The organism is Micromonospora sp. CA-249363 (assembly GCF_050950185.1).
In the GTDB taxonomy this organism is placed as follows: Bacteria; Actinomycetota; Actinomycetes; order Mycobacteriales; family Micromonosporaceae; genus Micromonospora.
Genome location: NZ_CP192020.1, coordinates 4992235 through 5016621, shown reverse-complemented (window position 1 = coordinate 5016621; position 24387 = coordinate 4992235). Strand labels below are relative to the sequence as shown.

Genomic DNA, 24387 nt, shown 5'->3' with positions numbered 1-24387 from the left:
GGGGTTAATCAATGTCCGGCCCCAACTTCGCCAACCGGCCGGACAGGCGTACCGCCCGCCCAGCATAGGGACGCTCGGAATCGACCTTTCGGGCCCCACCGGTTAATGGATCAAGGTGCGCCGCCCTATTTGTTATTGGTCGATGCGTGACCGATCGGCCGAGGGTCGCCGGTACCGGCGGACGACCTGCGGGCTAACCTTGCCGGCATGCGTCTCTCCGCCCGGGTCGACTACGCCCTCCGCGCGGCCGCCGAGTTGGCCGCGACGGCCAGTGGCCCCGGGCGGGGCCGGCCGGTCACCGCCGACCAGATCGCCCGTGCGCAGGAGATCCCGCCGAAGTTCCTGGAGAGCATCCTGTTGCAACTGCGCCGGGGTGGCATCGTGCACGCCCAGCGTGGTCCGGAGGGTGGCTACTGGCTGGCCCGCCCGGCGGAGGAGATCTCGCTCGCGGAAGTGATCCGGGTGATCGACGGGCCGCTCGCGCACGTGCGTGGGCAGCGCCCCGAGCAGCTCGGCTACCACGGTCCGGCCCGCGCGCTCCAGGAGGTCTGGATCGCGCTGCGCGCGAGCGAGCGCGAGATCCTGGAACTGGTCAGCGTCGCCGACGTGGCCGCGGGGGCGCTCCCCGCGCGGGTCACCGAGTTGGCCGCCGACCCCCGCGCCTGGACCTGACGGGTCCCGGGGCTGACGCGTCCCGGACCTGACGCGCCCCGGGACTGATGCCTCCCGGACCTGACGCCTCCCGGGCCTGCGGTCCTCGGCGCCGACCTGCTGGCGTCCCATCCACCGATCAGACACTTGACCCCGGCCTCCACCGTGCCGCATTGTCGACCAAGTCGATAGGAGATACCGAAAAGTCAGGGGGCGCTCGTGCGCAAGCTACTGGTCCTCGCTCTGGTCGGGCTCGTCGCGCAGTTGATCGATGGTTCGCTCGGCATGGCGTACGGGCTGACCTCGTCCACGTTGCTGCTGGTCGTCGGGGTCGCTCCCGCCGCCGCCTCGGCGTCGGTGCACCTGGCCGAGATCGGCACCACGCTCGCCGCCGGGGTCGCGCACTGGCGATTCGGCAACGTCGACTGGCGCGTGGTGACCCGCATCGCGCTGCCCGGCGCGATCGGCGCGTTCGCCGGCGCCACCCTGCTCAGCTCGATCTCCACCGAATCGGCCGCGCCGTGGATGGCCGCCATCCTCTTCACGCTGGGTACGTACCTGCTGGTGCGCTTCGCCCGACCGTTGCGTACCGGTCGGGTCGGCGGTCGGCTGCGCGGCCGCTTCCTCGGCCCACTCGGCCTGTTCGCCGGCTTCGTCGACGCGACCGGCGGCGGGGGCTGGGGCCCGGTGGCCACACCCGCGCTGCTGGTCTCCGGTCGACTGGAGCCGCGCAAGGTGATCGGCTCGGTGGACACCGCCGAGTTCGTGGTCGCCGGCGCCGCAAGCGTGGGCTTCCTGATCGGGTTGGGAACGGAGGGTTTCCTCCTCCCCACCGTCGTTGCCCTGCTGATCGGCGGGCTCATCGCGGCTCCGCTGGCCGCCTGGCTGGTACGCATCGTTCCCGCCCAACTGCTCGGCGCGGCCGTCGGCGGTGTCATCGTGCTGACCAACGCCCGCACCCTGATCCGGTCCGCCGAGGTGGACGGCCCGCTCGGCCCCACCCTGTACGCCCTGCTGGCCGCCGGCTGGCTGACCGCGCTGGTCTTCGCCGTACGGGCCCTGCGCCGCACCCGCCAGGCCCGCGCGACCGGCGCGGCCGCCAGCGAGTCCGCTGCCACCGTGCCGGCCACGGCACCCGCCGCTGGATTGCCGGTGCTTCCCGAGCCGGCCGCTGTCATCCCCGGCGTTGCCGACGGCAGCGCACCGGCCGATCTCAGCGTCGCCGGAACGCCGGGAGCGCGCTGACCCGCGCGCCGTCCCGGTGGCAGCGACCTGCTCGGCACGCCCGGGCCGGTCGCCCGTCCTGGTGTGGCGAGAAGCCGCTGGACTCCTCACCTTCGCGTCCACCGCCTTCCAGCAGCCGGTGCCGCTCGTGCGACGGCTGGCGGGGGCGAATTCCCCCAGCCAGCCGTCGGTGTTCGCGGCGGCGTGCCTTGCCCCGGTGAGCGTGATGCCTGTCAGTCATCTTGATGACTGACAGGCATCACGCTCAGGTGAGTCCTCGCCCCCCGCAGGAGGCGAGATGCGACGCTGCCGCCGGTCGTCGGCGTCAGGTCGCGAAGATCTGGCGGTGTCCGCAAGCGGCGACGCCGCCACGCCGCGATGCCGCCACGTCGGCGATCTCGCGGGGTCTCCGCGCCGCGATGCCGCCACATCGGCGATCTCGCGGTCATCACGACTGATCACCGGGCTGATCGGCGGGGACCGTCGATCGGTGGCGATCGGGCAGCGGCAGCGCCCGGGTCGTCAGCGCGCCAGCAGCTTGTCCGCCGCCTCGGCGAGCAGCGTCCACGTCTCGTCGATGTGCGCCTCGGTGGTCTGCGGTGCGCCGACGGCCAGCCGCAGCGTGTACCGGCCGGCCACCCGGGTGTGGGTCAGGTGTGCCCGCCCGGTGGCGTTGACCGAGGCCAGCAGTTCGGCGTTCGTGTCGTCGTCGGCCAACAGCCGGAAGCAGACCAGCGAGAACGGGTGCGCCGCGGCCAGCTCGAACCGGTCGTCGGCGCGGAGGTGTGCCGCGAACCGGGCGGCCAGGGCCACGCCGGAACGGATGTGCGCCCGCAGCCCCTCGACCCCGTACCAGCGCAGCACGAACCACAGCTTCAGCGCCCGGAAGCGGCGGCCCAGCGGCACCTGCCAGTCCCGGTAGTCGAGCACCGCTCCCGACTCGGAGGCGGCGTTGCGCATGTACTCCGGCAGCACGGTCAGCGCCTCGACCAGCTCGCTGCGGTCGGCGACCCAGAACGCGTCACAGTCGAAGCCGGTGAGCAGCCACTTGTGCGGATCGAAACAGTACGAATCGGCGTACTCCAGGCCGGTGTGCGACCAGCGCAGCTCGGGGCAGACGGCGGCGGCGCCCGCGTACGCCGCGTCGACGTGCAGCCAGATGCCGTACTCGGCGCAGATCGCCCCGATCTCCGCCACCGGGTCGACGGCGGTGGTGGAGGTCGTGCCGATGGTCGCGACCACGATGGCGGGTACGTCCCCGGCGGCCAGATCCGCCTCGATCGCCGCGCGCAACGCGTCCGGGCGCAGCGCCTGGGTGTCCGGATCCACGTCGAGCGCCCGGACCCCGTCCGCGCCCAGTCCCGCGATTCGCGCGGCCTTTTCGATCGAGGAGTGCCCGTGCACCGACGTGTACGCGCGGTAGCGCCGGTCGATGCCGGTGGCGCGCCAGCGACCCCCGCTGGCGCGGTGCAGCGCGGCGAGGGTGGCCACCAGGGTCGCCGAGGACGCGGAGTCCTGGATGACGCCGCCACCGGACCCGGTCGAGGAGAAGCGCGGCGGCAGGTCGAGCAGCTCGGCCAGCCAGTCCATCATGACCGTCTCGAGTTCGGTGCAGGCCGGGCTCGTCGCCCACATCATGCCCTGCACCCCGAGCCCCGAGCTGACCAGGTCACCGAGCAGGCTGGGACCGGAGGTGTTCGCCGGGAAGTAGCCGAAGAAGCCGGGGTGCTGCCAGTGCGTCAGCCCCGGCAGGACGATGGCGTCCAGGTCGGCGAGGACGGCCTCGACCGGTTCGCCGCCCGTGGTGGGCGGCGAACCCGGCAGAGCCTCGGCCACCGTGCCCGGCGGGTCGGTGGAGGTGACCGGTCGCTGGTGCAGCGTGCTCCAGTAGTCCGCGATCCAGTCGACGACGGCGTGGCCGGCGCGGCGGAACTCGTCCGGGTCCATGTGCGGGGCGCTCACCCGGTCGAGTTGATCAGGCGGTGTGGGGAGTGGTCAAGAGCGGTACGGGGTGACGGCCGTCGATATTGCGGACCGGAAAGCGCTTGCCCTACGATGCGGCTGAGCCGGATCCGAGTACCAGGGCGTCAACCCCCGACCAGATCGCCGTTCGCCGCCGCCGCGGCGGACCGTCCACCGTGCCACCCGGGCAGGGCAGGTGGGCCAGAGCGGTCACCACCGGATCCCCGGAGGCAGTTCATGCACCCGTCAAGACAACGGCTGACCGTGCTCGCCGCCTCGACGGCGGCAGCCGTCGTGGCCGGCGCCGTCGGCGCGGTCGTCGCCTCGGCCGCCGCCGTCGGCTGCCGCGTCGACTACCAGGTCACCAACCAGTGGCAGGGCGGCTTCGGCGCCAACGTCACCATCACCAACCTCGGCGACCCGGTCAACGGCTGGACCCTCACCTGGTCCTACGCCGCCGGCCAGCAGATCTCCCAGGCGTGGAACGCCACCGTCAGCCAGTCCGGCGCGCAGGTGAGCGCGCGCAACGTCGACTACAACGGCGCGCTCGCCACCAACGGCACCGCCTCGTTCGGGTTCAACGCCTCCTGGACGAGCAGCAACCCGGCGCCGGCCAGCTTCACGCTCAACGGCGTCACCTGCACCGGAGCGCCACCCACGGGCGAACCGACCACGCCGGCCCCGACCACCCCACCGCCGACCACGCCGCCGCCCACGACGCCGCCACCGACCACGCCGCCGCCCACGACCCCTCCGGCCGGGGCCAAACAGATGGAGAACCTCGACCGAGGGCTGGTCAGCGTCCGCTCCGGCAACGGCAACCTGGTCTCCTGGCGGCTGCTCGGCACGGAGACCTCCGGCGTGTCGTTCAACCTCTACCGCGGCTCGACCAGGGTCAACGCCAACCCCATCACCGGCGCCACCAACTACCTCGACAGCGGCGCGGCGGCCGGCTCGACGTACACCGTGCGGGCCGTGGTCGACGGCGCCGAGCAGGCGGCGTCCGCGCCGGCCCTACAGTTCGCCAACGGCTACCTGGACGTGCCCCTCCAGGTGCCGGCCGGCGGCACCACCCCCAGCGGAGAGAGCTACACCTACAGCGCCAACGACGCCTCCGTCGGCGACCTCAACGGCGACGGCACCTACGAGATCGTCCTCAAGTGGGATCCGTCGAACGCCAAGGACAACTCCCAGTCCGGCTACACCGGCAACGTCTACGTCGACGCGTACACCCTGACCGGCACCCGGCTGTGGCGCATCGACCTGGGCCGCAACATCCGGGCCGGCGCGCACTACACCCAGTTCCAGGTGTACGACTACGACGGCGACGGCCGCGCCGAGGTGGCCATGAAGACTGCCGACGGCACCCGCTCCGGCACCGGTCAGCTCATCGGCTCGTCGTCGGCGGACTACCGCAACTCCAGCGGCTACGTGCTGTCCGGGCCGGAGTACCTGACCATGTTCAACGGCCAGACCGGCGCAATCGCATCCACCGTCAACTACGACCCGCCGCGCGGGACCGTCTCGTCCTGGGGCGACTCGTACGGCAACCGGGTGGACCGGTTCCTCGCCGGCACCGCCTACCTGGACGGCCAGCGTCCGTCACTGATCATGGCCCGGGGCTACTACACCCGCGCGGTGATCGCGGCCTGGGACTTCCGCAACGGCTCGCTGACCAAGCGCTGGACGTTCGACTCGAACTCCTCCGGCAACGGCGCGGCGGCCGGCCAGGGCAATCACCAGCTCTCCGTGGCCGACGTCGACGGCGACGGCCGCCAAGAGATCGTCTACGGCGCCGCCACCATCGACGACAACGGGCGGCTGCTCTACTCGACGGGCAACGGGCACGGCGACGCCCTGCACGTCGGGGACCTCGACCCGGGCCGCGCCGGCCTGGAGGTGTTCAAGGTCGACGAGGACGCGAGCAAGCCCAGTTCCTGGTTCGCGGACGCCCGTACCGGTCAGATTCTCTGGTCGACGCCGGCCTCCGGCGACAACGGCCGGGGTGTCTCGGCGGACATCTGGGCCGGCAGCCCCGGGGCGGAGTCCTGGTCGGCGGCGGTCTCCGGCCTGGCCAACACCCGTGGGCAGAACATCGGCCGCAAGCCGTCGTCGACGAACTTCCTCGCCTGGTGGGACGGTGACCCCGTCCGGGAGTTGCTGGACGCCACGAGGATCGACAAGTACGGCACCGGCGGCGAGACCCGACTGCTCGACGGCAGCGGTGTCGCGTCCAACAACGGCACCAAGTCCACGCCGTCGCTCTCCGGCGACATCCTGGGTGACTGGCGCGAGGAGGTGATCTGGCGGACCACCGACAGTCGGGCGTTGCGCATCTACAGCACACCCACCCCGACCAGCACCAGGATCCACACCCTCATGCACGACCCGCAGTACCGGGTGGCCATCGCGTGGCAGAACACCGCCTACAACCAGCCGCCACACCCGGGGTTCTTCATCGGCGACCAGATGGCGGGTCCACCTACCCCGAACATCTACCTACGCTGATCTGACCCTGGTGGTATTGATCGCGTTCGCCTAAGGTGGCAGGCACCGGGCCGCAGCCGCGGAATCCGCACAGCTGCAGCCCGGTGCTCCACACCGCGGCATTCCCGACCCGTCCCGACCGGGAATGCCGTACCACCACCGGCACCAACATTAGGCACCGTCCGGGTCGCGGGAGTGACGCTGACGTGAAGATCGTGTTTCACGCCTCCCGGCGCAGGCCTCCGGCCACCTTCTCGGCGATCAACTCGTACGACCGCACCCGGTCGGCCACGTCGTACACCAGCGTGGTGAGCATCAGCTCGTCGGCACCCGTGCGCTCCTGCAACTCGGTGAGCTGCCGCCGCACCGTCTCCGGCGAGCCCATCGCCTGACCCTCGCGCCGTTGCAGCACGAACTCCCGCTCGATCTCGGTGTACGGGTACGCCGCCGCCTCGTCCGGCGTCGACAGCGGCTCCGGTCGACCGGAGCGCAGCTTCAGGAACGACAGCGCGCTCGGCCCGGCCAGCCACTCGGCGCGCTCGTCGGTGTCGGCGCAGACCGCGTTCACGGCCACCATCGCGTACGGCTTGTCCAGCCACTGCGACGGGCGGAAGTTCTGCCGGTACAGCGCCAGCGCCGGCAGCGTGTTCGCCGAGCTGAAGTGGTGCGCGAACGAGAACGGCAGACCCAGCAAGCCGGCCAACTGGGCGCTGAAGCCGCTCGACCCCAGCAGCCACACGGCCGGCTGCTCGCCCCGACCCGGGGTGGCGATGATCTGCCCCGGCTTCTCGCCGCTGAAGTAGTTCATCAGGTCGGCCAGCTCACGCGGGAAACCCTCCGCCGACAGGCCCTCCATGGTGCGCCGCAACGCCAGCGCGGTCACCTGGTCGGTGCCCGGGGCCCGGCCGATGCCCAGGTCGATCCGGCCCGGGTGCAGCGCCTCCAGGGTGCCGAACTGCTCGGCCACCACCAGCGGCGCGTGGTTCGGCAGCATCACCCCGCCCGAACCCAGCCGGATCGTCGACGTGTTCGCCGCCAGGTGCGCCAGCAGGACCGCCGGCGCGGAGCTGGCGATCGCCGGCATGTTGTGGTGCTCGGCCACCCAGAACCGGCGGTAGCCCAGCTCCTCGGTGCGCCGGGCCAACTTGGTGGTGGCCTCCAGCGCCGCGCCGGCGGTGGCGCCCTTCGCGACCGGAGCAAGATCAAGAACAGACAACGGTACGGTGATCACACCTCGTGCCAACTCCCCGGCCTGCCCGTTCATTCCGACGGTCGCTCAGCCCACCCCACGCGCCTGCTCGAAGATCAGGCTGGTCTGCGTGTGCTGCACCACCGGATCGACCGCCAGATGGTCCAGCACGAAATCCCGCAACGCGTCACCCGACGCCGCCCGCACGTGCAGCACGTAGTCCTCCGCGCCCGCCACGTGGAACACCGACACCACCCCGGGCAGCCGCACCGATCGCGCCCGGAACGCGTCCACCGCCGCCCGTTCGTGCGCCGTCAACCGCACCGACACCAGCGCCTGCAACGGCAGGCCCAACGCCGCCGGATCCACCTCCGCGTGGAAACCCCGGATCGCCCCGCGCTCGCGCAACGCCCGAGTACGCGTCAGACACGTCGACGGCGCCACCCCCACCCGCTCGGCGAGCGCGTTGTTCGGCAACCGGCCGTCCGCCACCAACTCGGCGAGGATCGCCCGGTCCACCTCGTCCAGGGCCGGATACGGCCGCACATCGTTCGACTCAGAGGGCATCCGAGCATCGTCCCCCGAACCACCGGCCAAAACCAGGGCCCTGAACAGAATCATCCACCAAACTGTTGCCCTCAGGTTGGCAGATGTTCGACCCTACCCGCATGACGACGGTGGACACCCGAGCCGTACACGCCGGCCGCGACGACCTGCGCACGCTCGGCGTGCAAGTACCACCGATCGACCTCTCCACCACCAACCCACTGCCCTCGGTCGACGACGGCGGCGCCGCCTACGAACACCTCGCCACCGGGGGCACCCTGCCCGCCGACGCCAGCGCCGTCTACCAGCGGCTCTGGAATCCCACCGTCGCCCGCTTCGAGACCGCCCTCGCCACCCTCGAAGGCACCGCACAGGCCGTCGCCTTCGCCAGCGGCATGGCCGCCCTCACCGCCACCCTGCTCGCCGCCACCCGCGACGGCCACCGCCACATCGTCGCCGTACGCCCCCTCTACGGCGGCACCGACCACGTCCTCGCCACCGGCCTGCTCGGCACCACCGTCACCTGGGCCCACCCCGACCAGGTCGCCACCGCCATCCGCCCCGACACCGCGCTGGTCATGATCGAGACGCCCGCCAACCCCACCCTCGACCTCGTGGACATCGCCGCCCTCGCCGGCGCGGCCGGCGACGTGCCCCTGCTCGTCGACAACACCGTGGCCACCCCCGTCCTGCAACAACCCGCCCGCCACGGCGCCGCCCTCGTCCTGCACAGCGCCACCAAGAGCATCGGCGGCCACGGCGACGTCCTCGCCGGCGTCGTCGCCTGCGACGAGGCCTGGGCGGTGCGCCTGCGCCAGGTCCGCGCCGTCACCGGCGCGATCCTGCACCCCCTCGGCGGGTACCTTCTGCACCGCGGCCTGCAGACACTGCCGCTGCGGGTGCGCGCCCAACAGGCCGGCGCCGAGAAACTCGCCGGCTGGCTCGCCGACCATCCCGCCGTACACCGGGTGCATCACCCCTCGGTGTACGACCCGGCGGCGCTCGTCGGCCGGCAGATGTCCGGACCCGGCAGCCTCCTCGCCTTCGAGGTACGCGGCGGCGCGTCCGCCGCCGCCACCGTGGCCGCCTCCTGCCGGCTCATCACCCACGCCGTGTCCCTCGGCGGCGTCGACACCCTCATCCAGCACCCCGCCTCGCTCACCCACCGACCCGTCGAGGGCGACGCGAAGCCCGACGGCGCGCTGCTGCGCCTCTCCGTCGGCCTCGAAGACCCCGAGGACCTGCGCGCCGACCTCGCCCAGGCGCTCGACGCGATCGCCTGATCAGCGCAGCTCGCGGTTGCCCAACACCCGGGTCGGCGAGCCCTCCCGGGCCACCCGCAACATCGCCCGGCCGATCCCGTCCGTGGTCGTCACGTGGTTCGGCAGCAGCCGCCGCAACACCGGGAACAGCGGACGGGTCACCGCGTACCCGATCCGGTAGGCCCGCGTCCGCGACACCGCCCCGTACGTCGGCTGGATGAACCCGGGCCGCGCCGCGTACCCGTTCGGCAGCAGGTCCAGGACCGCGTTCTCGGTGCGGCCCTTCACCCGCGCCCACATCACCCGACCCTGCCCGGTCGAGTCGGTGCCGACGCCGGAGACGTACACGAACGTCACCTGCGGGCTCACCTCGGCCAGCAACCGGGCTGCCGCCATCGGGAAGTCGTAGCTGACCCGGGTGTACGCCGCCTCGTCCAAACCCAGCGACGAGACACCCAGGCAGTAGAAGCAGGCGTCGACGCCGGTCAGCTCGGCGCGCACGGCATCCAACTCGCCCACGTCAGGGACCGTCAGCTCACGCAGCTTCGGATCCTGGCGGCCCGTCGGCCGCCGGCCGACCGTCACGACCTCCCGGACGTCGTCGGCGAGCAGGCACTCCCGCAACACGCCCTGACCGACCATGCCGGTCGCACCGAAGATGACCACCCGCATCAGATCCACCCCTGTCGTCGGTCCCGCCACAGGCTCCCACGATCGGCATGACCGCTGACGCCGGGGGAAAGCCGCTCCGGCCGACACCGCCGAACCGACAGAGGGGGACGAACATGCCGTTCATCACCGTGGGCACCGAAAACAACACCGCCATCGACATCTACTACGAGGACCACGGCTCCGGCCAACCCGTCGTGCTCATCCACGGCTTCCCCTTCAACGGCGCCACCATGGAGAAGCTCGCCAGCCCCCTGCTCAAGGCCGGCTACCGGGTCATCACCTACGACCGTCGCGGATTCGGGGCCTCCAGCCAACCCGACACCGGGTACGACTACGACACCTTCGCGGCCGACCTCAACACCCTCATGACCGAGCTGGACCTGCGCGACACCATCCTCGCCGGCCACTCCATGGGCACCGGCGAGGTGACCCGCTACCTCAGCAGGTACGGCTCCGACCGGGTCAGCCGGGGCATCCTGCTCGCCCCGCTCGCGCCGTTCCTGAGCAAGACCGCGGACAACCCCGAAGGCGTCGACGGCAGCGTCTTCGACGGCTTCCGGCAGGCCATCGCGGCCGACCGGTTCGCCTACCTCACCGCCTTCTGCGCCAGCTTCTTCAACTACGACCAGACCAAGGGCAAGCAGGTCAGCGAGGAAGCGTTCAAGGCGCACCGGGCCATCGGCGCGCAGGCCTCCGCCCGCGCCATGTACCAGTGCATCGACGCCATCACCACCGACTTCCGCGCCGACGTGCCCCGGCTCAACCTCCCGGTCCTCATCGTCCAGGGCGACCAGGACGCCGTGCTGCCCTACCCGGTGACCGGCCAACGGCTCGCCCCGATGCTGCCCGACGGCACCCTCGTCACCCTCAAGGGCGCCCCGCACGGCATCCCGTGGACCCACGCCGACGAGGTCACCAAGGCGATCATGGACTTCATCGGCGCGCCGGCCATGGCCCGCGCGTGACCGGGATCAGGACTTCGCGCCGACGTGCCGGTCGAGGGTGGCGACCGCGTCGCGGCGCGCGACCGACAGGCAGTTGCGCCGGCTCATCCGCCAGGCGACACCGAGCAGGTCCAGGCTCCACTGGCAGAGCCCCATGATGTCGGCCGACTCGTTGACGAACAGGTAGCGCGGGTAGATGTACTCCTTGCCGCGCACGCTCACCCGGTTGGCGAACCGGCAGCCGTCGGAGTGGAACAGACCGCGCACGAAGTCGCCGGGGTGGCGCTCGACGAGCGACCGTTGCCAGTCGGCCAGGACGATCGGTCGCTCGTGCTTCCTGCCGGGACCGTGCTGCGGGAACAGACACGGCCAGTGCGTGCCGTAGCTCTGCACACTGACGCAGCCGGCCTGTTGGACCCGCTGCACCTTGGCGGCCAGCACGTGCCGCATAGCGGTGTCGCAGGCCTCGATCAAGCCCGGCCACCTGTCGCTACAGGAGATCCGAAGCGCGGGAACCCGGGCGGAGGTGACCAGGTGTCCATCTCCCAGGTAGAGGCCGAGGAGGTAGAGGTACGCAGCGGGATCTGTCCGAATGTCGACGTCGGGCCGGCAGCGAAAGCAGCGTACTGCGGTGCCGTGCCCGCTCGACGTCGCCTCTTTGCACCAGCCTCGGACTGTCGGGTAGGGGAGTCTGAGGCGTCGAGCGACCTCGGCCACCGTGCTGCCGGACAAGTGCTGCTGCCGCGCTCGTAGGCGTAACTCAGGTGGGTGCACAGCTGGATTTTGGAACAGCCGTACGACAAGTTTGGTGCCCCCGGTGGGATTCGAACCCACACTGTATGCAGTTTGAGTGCATTGTCTCTGCCGTTGGACTACAGGGGCCTTTGGTTTCCCGGCCCGGATAGATTACCCACTACGCTGAGGGCGGTGACACCCGGCTGGGCGGGTGTCGGGTTCGAACTGGTGGGGGTAGGGCTGGTGGCTGAGACGCCGACGGATGCCGAGCGCAGGCGCGTGCTGATCGCCGAGGACGAGGCGCTGATCCGGCTGGACCTCGCCGAGATGCTCGTCGAAGAGGGCTACGAGGTGGTGGGGGAGGCCGGCGACGGCGAGACCGCCGTGCGCCTCGCCGAGGAGCTGAAGCCCGACCTCGTCATCCTCGACATCAAGATGCCGATCATGGACGGGCTGGCCGCTGCCGAGCGCATCGCGGGCGCGCGGATCGCCCCGGTGATCATCCTCACCGCGTTCAGTCAGCGGGATCTGGTGGAGCGGGCGCGGGCGGCGGGCGCGATGGCGTACCTCGTGAAGCCCTTCCAGAAGAGTGACCTGGTCCCGGCGGTGGAGATCGCGTTGTCGCGGTACTCGGAGGTCGCGGCCCTGGAGGCCGAGGTCGCGAGCCTGACCGACCGCCTGGAGATCCGCAAGACGGTGGAGCGCGCCAAGGGCGCGCTGATGACGACGTACGGGATGACCGAGCCGCAGGCGTTCAAGTGGATCCAGCGCACGGCGATGGACCACCGGATGACCATGAAGGAGGTCGCCGAGCGGATCCTCGCGGAGACCGCCGGCGGTGAGGTGGCGCAGCAGCCGAGCGTCTGACGGCGTACGGCGTGCACGGGGCCGCCGAGGCGGCCCGTGGTGGTTAGCATCGACGGGTGTCCGTCCGACGGGTGATCGCGGTGTTCGGCCTGTTCGCGCTGCTGCTGGCGGGCTGTGACGGTCCGTCCGCGCCGAGCGGTGGCGGGTCGACGGCGGCCGGCGTGCCGGCGTCGCGGCCGGCGTGGCAGGCGGTGACGCTGCCGGCGCCGCCCGGTGGGGCGGGCCGCGTCCTGGTTCGGGATGTGGCGGCATGCGCGGGCCGATGGTTCCTGGTGGGCGGTGTCGCGGACGCGTCGGGCGGTACCCGTCCGGCGGCGTGGACCAGTGTGGACGGTACGGCGTGGTCGGCGCTGCCGGTGCGGGCGGATTCGTTCTACGGCAAGCAGAACGTGCTGTCGTCGGTGGCGTGTCGGAACGGTCGGGCCGCGATGATCGGCGCGAAGGTCGGCGGGGCGCACGGCTATCCGCGGGTGAGCACGTGGCGGCAGGTGGCCGACGGCGCGTTGGTCGAGGTGCAGGCGTCGTTCGAGACGTACGGCGGGCCGAAGGCGGTGAACGTGTCCCGCCTGGCGGCGGGTCCGTCGGGTTGGTTGATCGTGGGTAACCGGTCGGCGGGCGCGGCGTCCTGGGTGTCGTCGCCGGCGGCGGCGGAGTTCGCGCTGGTGGAGGGCGCGCCGGGGCTGGCGAGTGACGCCGTGGGGGTGACCTGGGCGTTCGACGCGGTGGCGACGTCGTCGGGGTGGTTGGCGGTGGGTGGACTGCTGCCGGCTGGTCGGATCGACCGGGATCCGGCGGTGTGGTCGTCGCCGGACGGCCGGTCGTGGCAGCGCACGGTGTTGCCGGGTGGTCCGGAGTACGAGGAGTTGCAGCGGGTGGTGCTGGCCGGCGGGGTGCCGGTGGCGGTCGGGTTGCGGGGGGCGACGTTCGGCGCGTGGCGTCAGGAGCCGGCGGGCTGGGTGGCGGCGGGCGCGTTCGGGCGGCGTTCGGACGCGGGTGTGCCGCAGGTGGCGTCGCTGGTGGCAGCGGAGGATCGGCTGTTCGCCGCGGTGACGGACGGCGCGCGTTACTCCGTGTGGGTGTCGACGGATCGGGGTGGGTCGTGGCGCGAGGCCGCGCTGCCGCTCGATGTGGCGGCGGGCGCCGACCGGGACGTGTCGGTGGTGGCGGTCGGTGACCGGTGGTGGGTGGCGGTGGACGACGGTTCGCGGTCGGGGTTGTGGTGGGCAAGTGGAGTCGGCGGCTGAGGACGAAGCTCGTCGTCCCACATTCTGGACGGCCTCAGTCTCGATGTTTGTGCAGTTCAGGCCGCCTTTTCGGTGCGATTTGCGGGAACGACCGGGTGTGGGCGGTCGCCGACCGGGCGCGGGCTTAAGGACCGATCGACGGATTCACCTGTTACGCGCATCGACAGGATTGCCCGCGTCTTCGTAACGGTTTCGCAGACCCCGCGTCCAGGCCTTCCGGGACGGTGTGCGGTGTCGGTACGCTCCGCCATCACGAGCCGTTACGCAGGGGTCGTCCCTGCGGGGTGGGTGGATCTGCGGTCAGCGAGCTGTCGCCGTTGCTACGGGTCAGCCGCGTCCGCATCTGGAGGAGGTCAGGAAGCCGTGAGGCGAAGCTATGTACGGGCGCTGGGCACCGTTGCGCTCGCCGCGACCCTGGTGGTCGCGGCTGGTTGCCAGGATTCCGGTGGCGGCGACGGTGGAACCGCGTCCGGTGACTGCGGTGGCAAGATCGCGATCTTCGGCGCGTTCACGGGTGACAACGCGGGTCTGGTGATCCCGTCGCTCAACGGCGCGAAGCTCGCCGTGAAGCAGTTCAACGAGGCGAACCCGAACTGCAAGGTCACCATGCAGGAGTTCGACACCCAGGGCGACCCGGCGGTCGCGACCCCGTTCGCGAACCAGATCGCGGGCGACCAGTCGTTCCTCGGTGTCATCGGTGGTCACTTCTCCGGTGAGTCGGACGCGACCATGCCGATCTACCAGGCCGCTGGCCTGGCGATGGTCAGCCCGTCGGCGACCCGCACCGACCTCACCCAGAAGGGCAACACGTCCTTCTACCGGGTCGTCGGCAACGACGGCACGCAGGCCGGCGCGGTGGCGAGCTACCTGAAGGCGCAGAACGCGGCGAAGGTCTTCATGGTCGACGACGCGAGCGCGTACGGCGCGGGCATCACCGAGGAGCTGGGCAAGCAGCTCGGCCCGCTGGTGGTCAACAAGGACAAGATCCAGGAGCGGCAGGCGCAGTTCGACGCCACCATCTCCAAGATCAAGTCGGCGCAGGCGGACTACGTCTTCTACGGCGGTTACACCCGTGAGGCCGCTCCGCTGGTGAAGCAGATGCGCGCCGCTGGCGTCCAGGCCAAGTTCGTCGGCCCGGACGGTCTGTACGACCCCGCGTTCCCGAAGGGTGCCTCCGGTGGCGCCGAGGGCGCGATCATCACCTGCCCGTGCCTCCCGGCCGACAAGGCCGGCGGCACCTTCTCGGCCGACTACCAGAAGGAGTACGGCATCGCGCCGGGTTCCTACGGTGCTGAGGGCTTCGACGGCGCGAAGATCTACCTGGACGCCTTCAAGGACGGCAAGAAGACCCGGGCCGACATCCTGGCGTACGTGAAGTCGTACGACAAGCAGGGTGTGTCGAAGTACATCAAGTTCGACGCAAAGGGTGACGTCGACCCGTCGAAGGTCGTCATCTGGGCCTACCAGATCAAGGGCGAGGCCATCGAGCCGCTGCAGGAGCTCAAGCTCAGCTGACGCCAAGGCGATGGAGTGCGGCCGGGGTGTCTCACCCCGGCCGCGCTCGATTCAAGGAGACCCCCGGTGCATTTCGATGAACTGATCGGTCATCTCGGCCAGCACACGGTCGATGGCCTTTCCAAGGGCGCCATCTACGCCCTGATCGCCCTTGGCTACACCCTCGTCTACGGCGTCCTTCGTCTGATCAACTTTGCGCACTCCGAGGTCTTCATGGTCGGCACCTTCGCGGTGCTGATCCTGTGGAACCAGCTCGGGGTGGAAAATAACCCGCCGATCGGCCAGGCGATCCTGTTCCTGCTGCTCGGCCTGATCGTCGCGGCGGTCGCGTCCGGCGGCACGGCGCTGGCGCTGGAGCGGGTCGCGTACCGGCCGCTGCGGCGCAAGAACGCGCCCCCGCTGATCTTCCTGATCACCGCGATCGGTCTGTCGCTGGTGTTCGTGGAGCTCTTCGGGCAGGTGCTGCCCGAGCTGCTCGGTGGCGTGCTGCCGGACGTGTTCGGCCGGCCCCGGCAGATCGTCGGTATGCCGACGATCATCCAGCAGGAAACCCTGTTCACGATCGGCAACACGGCGATCACGAACATCCAGTTGATCGTGTTCATCGCGGCCGTGGCCATGATGGCGGTGCTCGACTGGTTCATCAACCGGACCCGGTACGGCCGGGGCGTGCGCGCGGTGGCGCAGAACCCCGAGACGGCCGCTCTGATGGGCGTCAACCAGGAGCGCGTGATCATGCTGATCTTCGTGCTCGGTGGCATCATGGCCGGCGCCGCCGCTCTGCTGTGGAGCATGCGGTTCGGGTTCACCCAGAACAGCATCGGCTTCGTGCTCGGTCTGAAGGCGTTCACCGCTGCCGTCCTGGGCGGTATCGGTAACCTGCGCGGCGCGCTGCTGGGCGGCCTGTTCCTCGGCATCGTCGAGGTCTACGGCGCCACGCTGTTCGCGTCCAACTGGGAGGACGTCATCGCCTTCGTGGTGCTGATCGTGGTGCTGATGTTCCGGCCGACCGGTCTGTTGGGTGAGTCGCTCGGGAGGGCCCGCGCATGATCGACAAGATTCGCTCCGCAGATCGGCGTCGGGTCTCCCTCCTGACGTCGGTGGGTGACCGCTGGCGGGCGCTCACCAAGTGGCAGCAGGCTCTCGGGCTGGTCGCCTTCGTGGCGGTGCTGTACTACCTGCCGCTGCTCGGCATTCCCGGTCTGACGTGGTTGCGTACCGACTCGATCCAGGGCGGTAACAACTGGGCGGGTGTGCTCTTCGTCTGCGCCATCTACGTGCTGGTCGCGATCGGTCTGAACGTGGTGGTCGGCCTCGCCGGCCTGCTCGACCTGGGTTACATCGGCTTCTTCGCCATCGGGGCGTACAGCGTGGCGCTGTTCGGCTCGGTGAACTCCCCGGTGGTGAAGTGGATCCAGCAGGAGTTCGACCTGCCGCCGACGTGGGCGGTGACCTGGGCGATCTGCCTGTTCATCGCGATCGTGCTGACGATGGTCTCCGGGGTGCTGCTGGGCTGGCCGACGCTGCGGCTGCGCGGTGACTACCTGGCCATCGTGACGCTGGGCTTCGGCGAGATCATCCGGATCGTGGCCCGCAACGCCACCGGCCTGACCAACGGCCCGGTCGGCATCTCGGCCATCCCCGGCCCGGAGGGCGCGCCGTCGCCGGACAACAAGGTGTTCGGTCTGATCGACGCGAAGCCGTGGTACTGGTTGGCGATCACGTTCGTGCTGGTCATGGTGTTCCTGGTCCGTCGGCTGGAGCACAGCCGGGTCGGCCGGGCGTGGCTGGCCGTGCGCGAGGACGAGGACGCCGCCGCGGTGATGGGCGTGTACCCGTTCAAGTTCAAGCTCTGGGCGTTCGCCATCGGCGCGGCGCTCGGCGGCCTGTCGGGCTTCCTGTTCGGTAGCCGGAACGCGTTCATCGACCCGACGCAGTTCAACGCGAACCTGTCCATCCTCTTCGTCGCGATGGTCGTGGTCGGTGGCTCCGGCAACATGCTCGGCGTCTCGCTCGGCGCGGTGCTGCTGGCGTACCTGCCGGAGCGGTTCCGCGACTTCGCCGACTACCGCTGGTTGGTCTTCGGTCTGGCCATGGTGCTGGTGATGATCCTGCGTCCGCAGGGTCTGATCCCGAGTCGGCGGCGTGCCCGCGAGTTGAAGGACCGCGCGGCCGAGGCAGAGGAGGCGCCCGCTCATGTCTGACCAGACCACCGACACCGTGACGCCGAAGATCCCGACTCAGCCGGGTCCGCGGCAGGTCCTGCTCGAGGTCGACGACGTCACGCTGCGCTTCGGCGGCGTCGTCGCCCTCGACAAGATCAATTTCCAGATCTACGAGGGTGAGATCCTCGGCCTCATCGGGCCGAACGGCGCCGGTAAGACCACCAGCTTCAACGTGATGACCGGGGTCTACCGGCCGACCTCCGGCGCGGTCCGGTTCCGGGGCCAGAAGGTGACCGGCCGCAAGCCGCACCAGATCAGCCAGCTCGGCATCTCCCGCACCTTCCAGAACATCCGTCTCTTTCCCGAGATGACGGCACTGGAGAACGTGATGGTCGGGACGGACTCGCGGCACAAGACCAGCGTCCCCGGGGCGCTGTTCCGGCTCTACCGGGTGCGTCCCAAGCCGGAGGAGCTGCCCCAGGTCACCGCCGCGTCCGGGCTCGCCCGGTCCTGGCAGCAGGTGCGCCTGTCGGCCGCGAAGATCTTCGGTTTGTCGCGGCACATCCTGGAGGAGCGGGCCGCCGAGGCCAAGGCCCTGGAGCTGTTGCGCTTCGTCGGCATCGCCGACCGGGCGAACGACGAGGCCCGCAACCTGCCGTACGGCTACCAGCGGCGGTTGGAGATCGCCCGCGCGCTGGCCACCGAGCCGAAGCTGATCTGCCTGGACGAGCCGGCCGCCGGCTTCAACCCGGCGGAGAAGGAGGAGCTCCTCACCCTGATCCGCAATATCCGTGACATGGGTCTGACCGTCCTGCTCATCGAGCACGACATGCGGCTCGTCATGGGCGTCACCGACCGGATCGTGGTGCTGGAGTTCGGCCGCAAGATCGCCGAGGGTGCGCCCGCGGAGGTCAGTCGCGATCCGAAGGTGATCGCCGCGTACCTGGGGGAGCCCGCCGATGAGCCTGCTTGAGCTGGAGAACGTCGCCGTCGCGTACGGCCGGATCGAGGCGCTGCACGGGATCAGCCTCACCGTCGACGAGGGTGAGGTGGTGGCCCTGATCGGCGCGAACGGCGCCGGCAAGACCACCACCATGCGGGCCATCTCCGGGACCCGGTCGCTCGCCGGCGGACGTATCACGTTCAACGGCGAGGACATCAGCAAGCTCCGGGCCGACCTTCGGGTGGTGCGGGGGTTGTGTCAGTCCCCGGAGGGTCGGCAGATCTTCCCCGGGATGACGGTGATGGAGAACCTGGACATGGGGGCGTACACCCGGCGGGACTCCGCCGGCATCGCCGCCGACCTGGACCGGGTGCTGACCCTCTTCCCGCGGCTGGCCGAGCGGCGCAAGCAGGCCGGCGGCACCCTCTCCGGCGGCGAGCAGCAGATGCTCGCCGTCGGCCGGGCGCTGATGAGCCGTCCGAAGCTGCTGCTGCTCGACGAGCCGTCGATGGGTCTCGCCCCGCTGGTGATCCGGCAGATCTTCGACATCATCACCGAGATCAACCAGCAGGGCACGACCATCCTGCTGGTCGAGCAGAACGCCCAGCAGGCCCTGTCGAGGGCCCACCGCGGGTACGTGCTCGAGACCGGTCGGATCGTGAAGGAGGGGTCCGGGCAGGACCTGCTGCACGACCCGTCGGTCAAGGAGGCGTACCTCGGCGTGGCCTGAGCCAGGGCGATCCGGCGGCCGGCCGTCCCCGTCCGGGGGTGGCCGGCCGCCGGCGTTCGGGCCGGTGGCGCGTTTTCGCCGCTGGTGCGGTGCCGCCACCCGGGGATGTCGGTGCGACGGACTAGAGTCGCTGCCGTGACAGCTACGACGCCGCGCCTGCTCCTCGTCGACGGACATTCCATGGCATACCGGGCGTTCTTCGCCCTGCCAGTGGAGAACTTCTCCACGACGACGGGTCAGCCGACCAACGCGGTGTACGGGTTCACGTCGATGCTGATCAACGTGCTGCGCGACGAGCAGCCCACCCACATCGTCGTGGCGTTCGACGTCTCCCGCCGGTCCTTCCGCACCGAGAAGTACGCGGAGTACAAGGCCGGCCGCAGCGAGACCCCGACCGACTTCAAGGGTCAGGTCAGCCTCGTCAAGGAGGTCCTGGCGGCGTTGCAGATCCCCGTCGTCGAGATGGAGGGCTACGAGGCCGACGACGTCATCGCGACGCTCGCCTGCCAGGCCCGTGACCAGGGCATGACGGTTCTGATCAGCACCGGCGACCGGGACGCGTTCCAGCTCGTCGGCGACCAGGTCACCGTGCTCTACCCCCGTAAGGGAGTCTCCGACCTGGCCCGGATGGATCCGGCGGCGATCGAGGCGAAGTACGGCGTCGGCCCCGAGCGGTACCGTGACCTCGCCGCCCTGGTCGGCGAGACCAGCGACAACCTGCCCGGTGTGCCGGGTGTCGGGCCGAAGACCGCCGCCAAGTGGATCACCACGTACGGCGGGGTGGAGGGCGTCATCGCCCGCGCCGACGAGATCAAGGGCAAGGCCGGCGACAGCCTGCGGGAGCGGCTCGCCGACGTGATCCGTAACTACGAGATCAACTGCCTGGTCTCCGACCTGGAGCTGCCGCTGCGCCCGGAGGACGCCCGCTGGGCCGGCTGGGACCGCGAGGCCGTCCACCAGGTCTTCGACACGCTTGAGTTCCGCATCCTGCGCGACCGCCTCTACCAGTATCTGGAGTCCGTCGAGCCGGAGGCCGAGTCGGGCTTCGACCTGACCGGCGAGGTGCTCACCGAGCCGGGCGCGCTCGCGGCCTGGCTGGACGCCCACGCTCCGACCGGCACCCCGGTCGGGCTGGCGGTCAAGCTCGACACCGGTCCCAATCGCCGGCACACCGCCTCGATCACCGGGCTCGCGCTGGCCAGCGCCGGTGGCGCGGCCGCCTGGGTCGACCCCAGCGGGCTCGAGGCCGCCGACGAGAACGCCCTCGCCTCCTGGCTGGCCGACGCGCAGCGGCCCAAGGTGCTGCACGACAGCAAGCCTGCGGTGCTGGCCTGCGCCGCGCACGGCTGGGAGCTGGCCGGCATCGTCCGCGACACCCAGATCGCCGCGTACCTGGCCCGCCCCGACCAGCGGTCCTACGACCTGACCGACCTGGCCCTGCGCTACCTGCACCGCGAGCTGCGGGTGGACGCGCCCGAGACCGGCCAGCTCACCCTCGACGGGCTGGGCGACGACGGGGTGGCCGAGCAGAACCTCATGCTCCAGGCCCGCGCCACCCTCGACCTCGCCGACTCCATCGACGCCGAGCTGTCCCGGGACGGCGAGCAGTCCGCACGGCTGATGGCCGGGGTGGAGCTGCCGCTGATGCGGGTGCTCGCCGGGATGGAGCGCACCGGCATCGCCGCCGACACCGACTACCTCTCCGAGTTGGAGGCGCACTTCGCCGCCGAGGTGAAGGCCGCCGCCCAGGGCGCGTACGAGGCGGTGGGCCGGGAGTTCAACCTCGGCTCGCCCAAGCAGTTGCAGGAGATCCTCTTCACCGAGCTGGGCCTGCCGAAGACCAAGAAGATCAAGACGGGTTACACCACCGACGCCGACGCCCTGCAGTGGCTCTACGCGCAGCAGCCCCACCCGGTGCTGGCCCACCTGCTGCGCCACCGCGACGTCGCCAAGCTCAAGTCGACGGTGGACGGTCTGCTCAAGTCCGTCTCCGACGATGCTCGGATCCACACCACCTTCAACCAGACGGTCGCGGCCACCGGCCGACTCTCCTCCACCGAGCCCAACCTGCAGAACATCCCGATCCGCACCGAGGAGGGCCGGCGCATCCGCCGGGCCTTCGTGGTGGGCGAGGGGTACGAGTGCCTGCTCACCGCCGACTACAGCCAGATCGAGATGCGGATCATGGCGCACCTCTCCTCGGACGACGCGCTCATCGACGCGTTCAACTCCGGGGCCGACTTCCACGCCGCCACCGCCTCGTCGGTCTTCGGTGTGCCGGTCGACGAGGTCACCCCGGACCAGCGACGCAAGATCAAGGCGATGAACTACGGCCTGGCGTACGGGCTCAGCGCGTTCGGCCTGTCCCAGCAGCTCTCCATCAGCACCGAAGAGGCGCGCGGGCTGATGGAGAACTACTTCGCGGGCTTCGGTGGCGTACGCGACTACCTGCACCAGGTGGTCGCCAAGGCTCGCCAGGACGGCTACACCTCGACCATCCTGGGCCGCCGTCGCTACCTGCCCGACCTGGTCAGCGACAACCGGCAGCGCCGCGACATCGCCGAGCGGATGGCGCTCAACGCCCCCATTCAGGGTTCCGCCGCCGACATCATCAAGGTGGCGATGCTGCACGTCGACACCGCGCTCGCCGACGCCGGTCTGCGCTCCCGGATGCTGCTGCAGGTGCACGACGAACTGGTCTTCGAGGTCGCGCCCGGCGAGCGGGAGGCGCTGGAGGCGCTGGTACGACGCGAGATGGGCGGGGCCTACCCGCTGTCGGTGCCGCTGGAGGTGTCGGTGGGCGAGGGCCGCGACTGGAACAGCGCTGATCACTGATCTTCCGGTTGTTTGCGCTGGTCGCCGCTGGGGGTTCCGGGGCAGCCCGACCCGCTCCGGGCGGTCAGGCTTGATCCCTGCGCGGGTCGGGCTGCCCCGGAACCCCTGACCCGGTCGCCGCAGTCGCGTCGGGTGGGTATGAGCGGTGATCCGCGCAACTTCGGGGAAACTGCTGGATCCGGTCTTCGGAGGCAGCAACTCCGCCGATGTTGTGCGGATCTTGAGTCGTGCGCCGATCTTGCGCAGGCCGCATGCGTGTCTCGGGGCGCGAGTCCGCTGCGGAGGCGGCCCGGTCCGCTACTTCATCGGGTCGTGGCCCCAGTTCATGAGGGACCAGCGCCACTTCGTGTCGCGGACGTCGCCGGACGGGCGCTGCGCCATGTGCCGACGGACGTAGCCCACCACCTTGCGCATGTGCTTGTAGTCCGCCTCGGAGAGGTCCGCACGCTTGCGGCGGAGCAGGTTGATGATCTTCCGGCCGGACTCGTGTCCGACGGACTCGCCGCCGCCGGTACGGCCGCCCTTGTGCCAGCCGACCTGCTTCGACTCGTCGGTCTCCAGCCACGTGGACAGCTCACCGGGCTTCATGTTCACCGCCTCGGTGAACTCCCGGTAGGTGTCCCGACCGTCGTCACTTCTGCTCATGGCGCAACGCCCCCGGGCGGTGGGCCACGTCGCGGCCCGTGCCGTCACTGCGGACCCGGTACTGCGGGTCGTCCGGCGACGCGTTCACCGCGCGCCCGCGAATCCGCGTCCGTTCGGTGATCGTGCCCTGCACCACGCCGTACGCGCGGCTGCCGTGGGCCGACCAGGAGACACGGTCGCCCTGGTGGAATCTCTGTTCGGCCATGCCCCCGGCTACCCGACGCGGCCGGGGCGAAACGACTAGGGCGTGATCTCGGCGATCGGCAGCTTCATGTCGAACGGCTCGGTCAGCTCGATCACGTCGGCGCCGTCAGCGACCAGCTCGTACTGCCGTTCACCGCCCGGTCCGACGTGGTCGCCGATCCGGTACGCGTACACGTGCACCGGGTCCTGCTCGATCCGCCAGTAGAAGGGGATGCCGGCGGCGGCGTACTCGCCGGGCTTCGCGAACCGGTCGATCCGCCGCGTGCCGGGCGAGACGATCTCCACGGCGAGCACGACATCCGCCGGCCGCAGCGTGGACCGGTTGGACGGAATCTCGGCGCGGCAGAGCAGCACGTCCGGTTGCCGGCTGGTGTTGCGGCTGAGGGCGACTCCGACTGCTTGGGCGGCACGAAAGTCCGCCGGGGCGTGCGAGCGCAGCCACAGCCACAGCAGGCCGCAGATGTCTTGATGGCCCAGGGTGGGGGAGGGCGTCACCTGGACAACTCCGTCGACGAGTTCGACGCGTGGGGCGTCGTCCGGCAGGGCGAGCAGGTCCTCCAGCGTGTAGTCGGCACGCTGCTGCCGCATCGGGTCCGGACACCAGGGGCCAGGTGATGTCGGGATGGGCTCGGCGCTCATGGGTCGGAGCCTACCGGCGATCGATGAGGCGCAGGTCGGACAACGCGTGCGGCGCGATCAGTCGGCGGGGCGTTCGGTGACGAAGATGGCGGTACCGGGGAAGAGTCGTCCGCGCAGCGGGCTCCACTGGCCCCAGATCCCGTCGTGCCCCTCGGGCCACTCCGGCTCCACGAGGTCCAGCAGCCGGAAGCCCGCGCCGGCAAGTTCCCGGATCCGGTCACCGAGGGTCCGGTGCTGCTCCACGTACGTGGCCACGCCGTTCTCGTCCTGCTCGACGTAGGGGGAACGGTCGAAGTACGAGTGCACGGCCCTCAGCCCGCCCTCGCCGGGGTCGTCCAGGAAGATCCAGCGCATCGGGTGGGTCACCGAGAACACCCACCGGCCGCCCGGGCGCAGCACCCGGTGCACCTCGGCGAGCAGGGCCGCCGAGTCGTCCACGAACGGGACCGCCCCGAACGCCGTGCAGGCCACGTCGAAGGACCGGTCGGCGAACGGCAGCGCGAGCGCGTCGGCCTGCACCAGCGGGACGCGTACCCCGGTGGCGTCGGCCGCCTTGGCGGCGTGCCGCAACATGCCGGCGGACAGGTCGAAGGCGACGGGCCGCGCGCCCTGGGTGGCGAGCCAGCGGGCGGCCGCGGCGGCGCCGCAACCCACCTCGAGCACCCGCCGCCCCGACACGTCGCCGAGCAGGTGGGCGTCCGCCTCGCGCAACCCCTCCGGGCACCAGACGAAGTCCACGTCGCCGAGGAACGCGCCGTGCTCGGCCTGGTAGTCGTCGGCGTCGGCGTCCCACCAGCCGCGGTTGGCATGCCTGACCTCGGCGTCGCCCACCCGGCGCCGGGTCACCCGGCTGTCGTCATCCACCCGCTCACGCTAGGCCCCACCCACCCCGTTGGGTACGGCGGCGCGTCCACGATCTGCGGGATTC

Annotated in this window: 21 protein-coding genes, 1 tRNA gene and 1 pseudogene; 13 read left to right on the top strand and 10 right to left on the bottom strand. The window is 70.6% G+C overall.

The annotated features are described in order from the left end of the window. The first annotated feature begins 207 nt into the window (after positions 1-207). On the top strand, positions 208-672 hold the full coding sequence (locus ACQPZK_RS22165) for an RrF2 family transcriptional regulator (protein WP_421472247.1): 465 nt from the start codon (positions 208-210) through the stop codon (positions 670-672). 198 nt (positions 673-870) lie between these two features. Further along, on the top strand, positions 871-1896 hold the full coding sequence (locus ACQPZK_RS22160; RefSeq protein ID WP_433534832.1) for a sulfite exporter TauE/SafE family protein: 1026 nt from the start codon (positions 871-873) through the stop codon (positions 1894-1896). Between the two features lie 501 nt (positions 1897-2397). Here ACQPZK_RS22160 and ACQPZK_RS22155 read toward each other — a convergent pair. Further along, the gene (locus ACQPZK_RS22155; protein ID WP_433534831.1) at positions 2398-3837 is read right to left on the bottom strand and encodes a pyridoxal-dependent decarboxylase; all 1440 of its coding nucleotides are present in this window, start codon (positions 3835-3837) and stop codon (positions 2398-2400) included. Positions 3838-4074: 237 nt separating this feature from the next. Between ACQPZK_RS22155 and ACQPZK_RS22150 the strand changes: the two genes are divergently transcribed. After that, positions 4075-6345 carry a cellulose binding domain-containing protein gene (locus tag ACQPZK_RS22150; protein WP_433534830.1) on the top strand — a complete coding sequence of 757 codons (2271 nt, stop codon included), beginning with the start codon at positions 4075-4077 and terminating at the stop codon, positions 6343-6345. A gap of 199 nt (positions 6346-6544) precedes the next feature. Here ACQPZK_RS22150 and ACQPZK_RS22145 read toward each other — a convergent pair whose 3' ends face one another. Both ACQPZK_RS22145 and ACQPZK_RS22140 read right to left on the bottom strand, forming a co-directional pair. Next, on the bottom strand, positions 6545-7555 hold the full coding sequence (locus tag ACQPZK_RS22145) for an LLM class flavin-dependent oxidoreductase (protein ID WP_433534829.1): 1011 nt from the start codon (positions 7553-7555) through the stop codon (positions 6545-6547). A 45-nt stretch (positions 7556-7600) separates the two neighbouring features. Continuing rightward, positions 7601-8080, bottom strand: a complete 480-nt coding sequence (locus ACQPZK_RS22140) for an Lrp/AsnC family transcriptional regulator (RefSeq protein ID WP_355049541.1) — start codon at positions 8078-8080, stop codon at positions 7601-7603. 83 nt (positions 8081-8163) lie between these two features. Between ACQPZK_RS22140 and ACQPZK_RS22135 the strand changes: the two genes are divergently transcribed. Continuing rightward, positions 8164-9342, top strand: coding sequence for a trans-sulfuration enzyme family protein (locus ACQPZK_RS22135; protein ID WP_433534828.1), 1179 nt, complete (start codon positions 8164-8166; stop codon positions 9340-9342). Here ACQPZK_RS22135 and ACQPZK_RS22130 read toward each other — a convergent pair whose 3' ends face one another. Beyond that, the gene (locus ACQPZK_RS22130) at positions 9343-9993 is read right to left on the bottom strand and encodes an NAD-dependent epimerase/dehydratase family protein (protein WP_433534827.1); all 651 of its coding nucleotides are present in this window, start codon (positions 9991-9993) and stop codon (positions 9343-9345) included. Positions 9994-10106: 113 nt separating this feature from the next. Between ACQPZK_RS22130 and ACQPZK_RS22125 the strand changes: the two genes are divergently transcribed. After that, positions 10107-10958: an alpha/beta fold hydrolase gene (locus ACQPZK_RS22125; protein ID WP_433534826.1), complete on the top strand. Its 852-nt coding sequence runs from the start codon at positions 10107-10109 to the stop codon at positions 10956-10958. A gap of 6 nt (positions 10959-10964) precedes the next feature. Here the strand turns inward: ACQPZK_RS22125 and ACQPZK_RS22120 are convergent, their stop codons facing one another. Together ACQPZK_RS22120 and ACQPZK_RS22115 are read right to left on the bottom strand one after the other, a co-directional pair. After that, positions 10965-11411, bottom strand: coding sequence for a hypothetical protein (locus ACQPZK_RS22120; protein WP_433534825.1), 447 nt, complete (start codon positions 11409-11411; stop codon positions 10965-10967). A gap of 332 nt (positions 11412-11743) precedes the next feature. Continuing rightward, positions 11744-11819, bottom strand: a tRNA-Leu gene (locus tag ACQPZK_RS22115). A 96-nt stretch (positions 11820-11915) separates the two neighbouring features. Between ACQPZK_RS22115 and ACQPZK_RS22110 the strand changes: the two genes are divergently transcribed. The 8 genes from ACQPZK_RS22110 (at position 11916) to polA (ending at position 21971) form a co-directional block, all read left to right on the top strand. Next, a complete protein-coding gene (locus ACQPZK_RS22110; RefSeq protein ID WP_355049623.1) occupies positions 11916-12539 on the top strand; it encodes an ANTAR domain-containing response regulator in 624 nt (207 codons plus the stop codon). Positions 12540-12595: 56 nt separating this feature from the next. Beyond that, positions 12596-13783: a hypothetical protein gene (locus ACQPZK_RS22105; RefSeq protein WP_433534824.1), complete on the top strand. Its 1188-nt coding sequence runs from the start codon at positions 12596-12598 to the stop codon at positions 13781-13783. Between the two features lie 363 nt (positions 13784-14146). Beyond that, positions 14147-15298 carry a branched-chain amino acid ABC transporter substrate-binding protein gene (locus tag ACQPZK_RS22100; protein ID WP_433534823.1) on the top strand — a complete coding sequence of 384 codons (1152 nt, stop codon included), beginning with the start codon at positions 14147-14149 and terminating at the stop codon, positions 15296-15298. Positions 15299-15364: 66 nt separating this feature from the next. Continuing rightward, entirely contained in the window at positions 15365-16348 is a 984-nt protein-coding gene (locus ACQPZK_RS22095) for a branched-chain amino acid ABC transporter permease (protein WP_433534822.1), read from the top strand. Then, the gene (locus ACQPZK_RS22090; RefSeq protein WP_433534821.1) at positions 16345-17502 is read left to right on the top strand and encodes a branched-chain amino acid ABC transporter permease; all 1158 of its coding nucleotides are present in this window, start codon (positions 16345-16347) and stop codon (positions 17500-17502) included. Before ACQPZK_RS22095 ends, ACQPZK_RS22090 begins: the two co-directional genes overlap by 4 nt. Then, complete coding sequence (locus tag ACQPZK_RS22085; protein WP_433534820.1) at positions 17495-18436, top strand: ABC transporter ATP-binding protein; 942 nt, start codon at positions 17495-17497, stop codon at positions 18434-18436. The genes ACQPZK_RS22090 and ACQPZK_RS22085 overlap by 8 nt, the downstream gene beginning before the upstream one ends. After that, entirely contained in the window at positions 18423-19136 is a 714-nt protein-coding gene (locus tag ACQPZK_RS22080) for an ABC transporter ATP-binding protein (RefSeq protein WP_422735957.1), read from the top strand. Before ACQPZK_RS22085 ends, ACQPZK_RS22080 begins: the two co-directional genes overlap by 14 nt. A gap of 135 nt (positions 19137-19271) precedes the next feature. Next, entirely contained in the window at positions 19272-21971 is a 2700-nt protein-coding gene (gene polA / locus ACQPZK_RS22075; RefSeq protein WP_433534819.1) for a DNA polymerase I, read from the top strand. 300 nt (positions 21972-22271) lie between these two features. On the opposite strand, the pseudogene ACQPZK_RS22070 reads toward polA, so the two are convergent. From ACQPZK_RS22070 to ACQPZK_RS22055, 4 genes and pseudogenes are all read right to left on the bottom strand, one after another. Further along, a pseudogene (locus ACQPZK_RS22070) lies at positions 22272-22616 on the bottom strand (DUF3140 domain-containing protein); the annotation flags it as partial. Further along, on the bottom strand, positions 22603-22821 hold the full coding sequence (locus ACQPZK_RS22065; RefSeq protein ID WP_433534818.1) for a DUF2945 domain-containing protein: 219 nt from the start codon (positions 22819-22821) through the stop codon (positions 22603-22605). The gene ACQPZK_RS22065 and the pseudogene ACQPZK_RS22070, both read right to left, overlap by 14 nt. A gap of 35 nt (positions 22822-22856) precedes the next feature. Continuing rightward, positions 22857-23459, bottom strand: coding sequence for a Uma2 family endonuclease (locus ACQPZK_RS22060; RefSeq protein WP_433534817.1), 603 nt, complete (start codon positions 23457-23459; stop codon positions 22857-22859). 57 nt (positions 23460-23516) lie between these two features. Then, positions 23517-24323, bottom strand: coding sequence for a class I SAM-dependent methyltransferase (locus tag ACQPZK_RS22055; RefSeq protein WP_433534816.1), 807 nt, complete (start codon positions 24321-24323; stop codon positions 23517-23519). Positions 24324-24387: the final 64 nt, after the last annotated feature.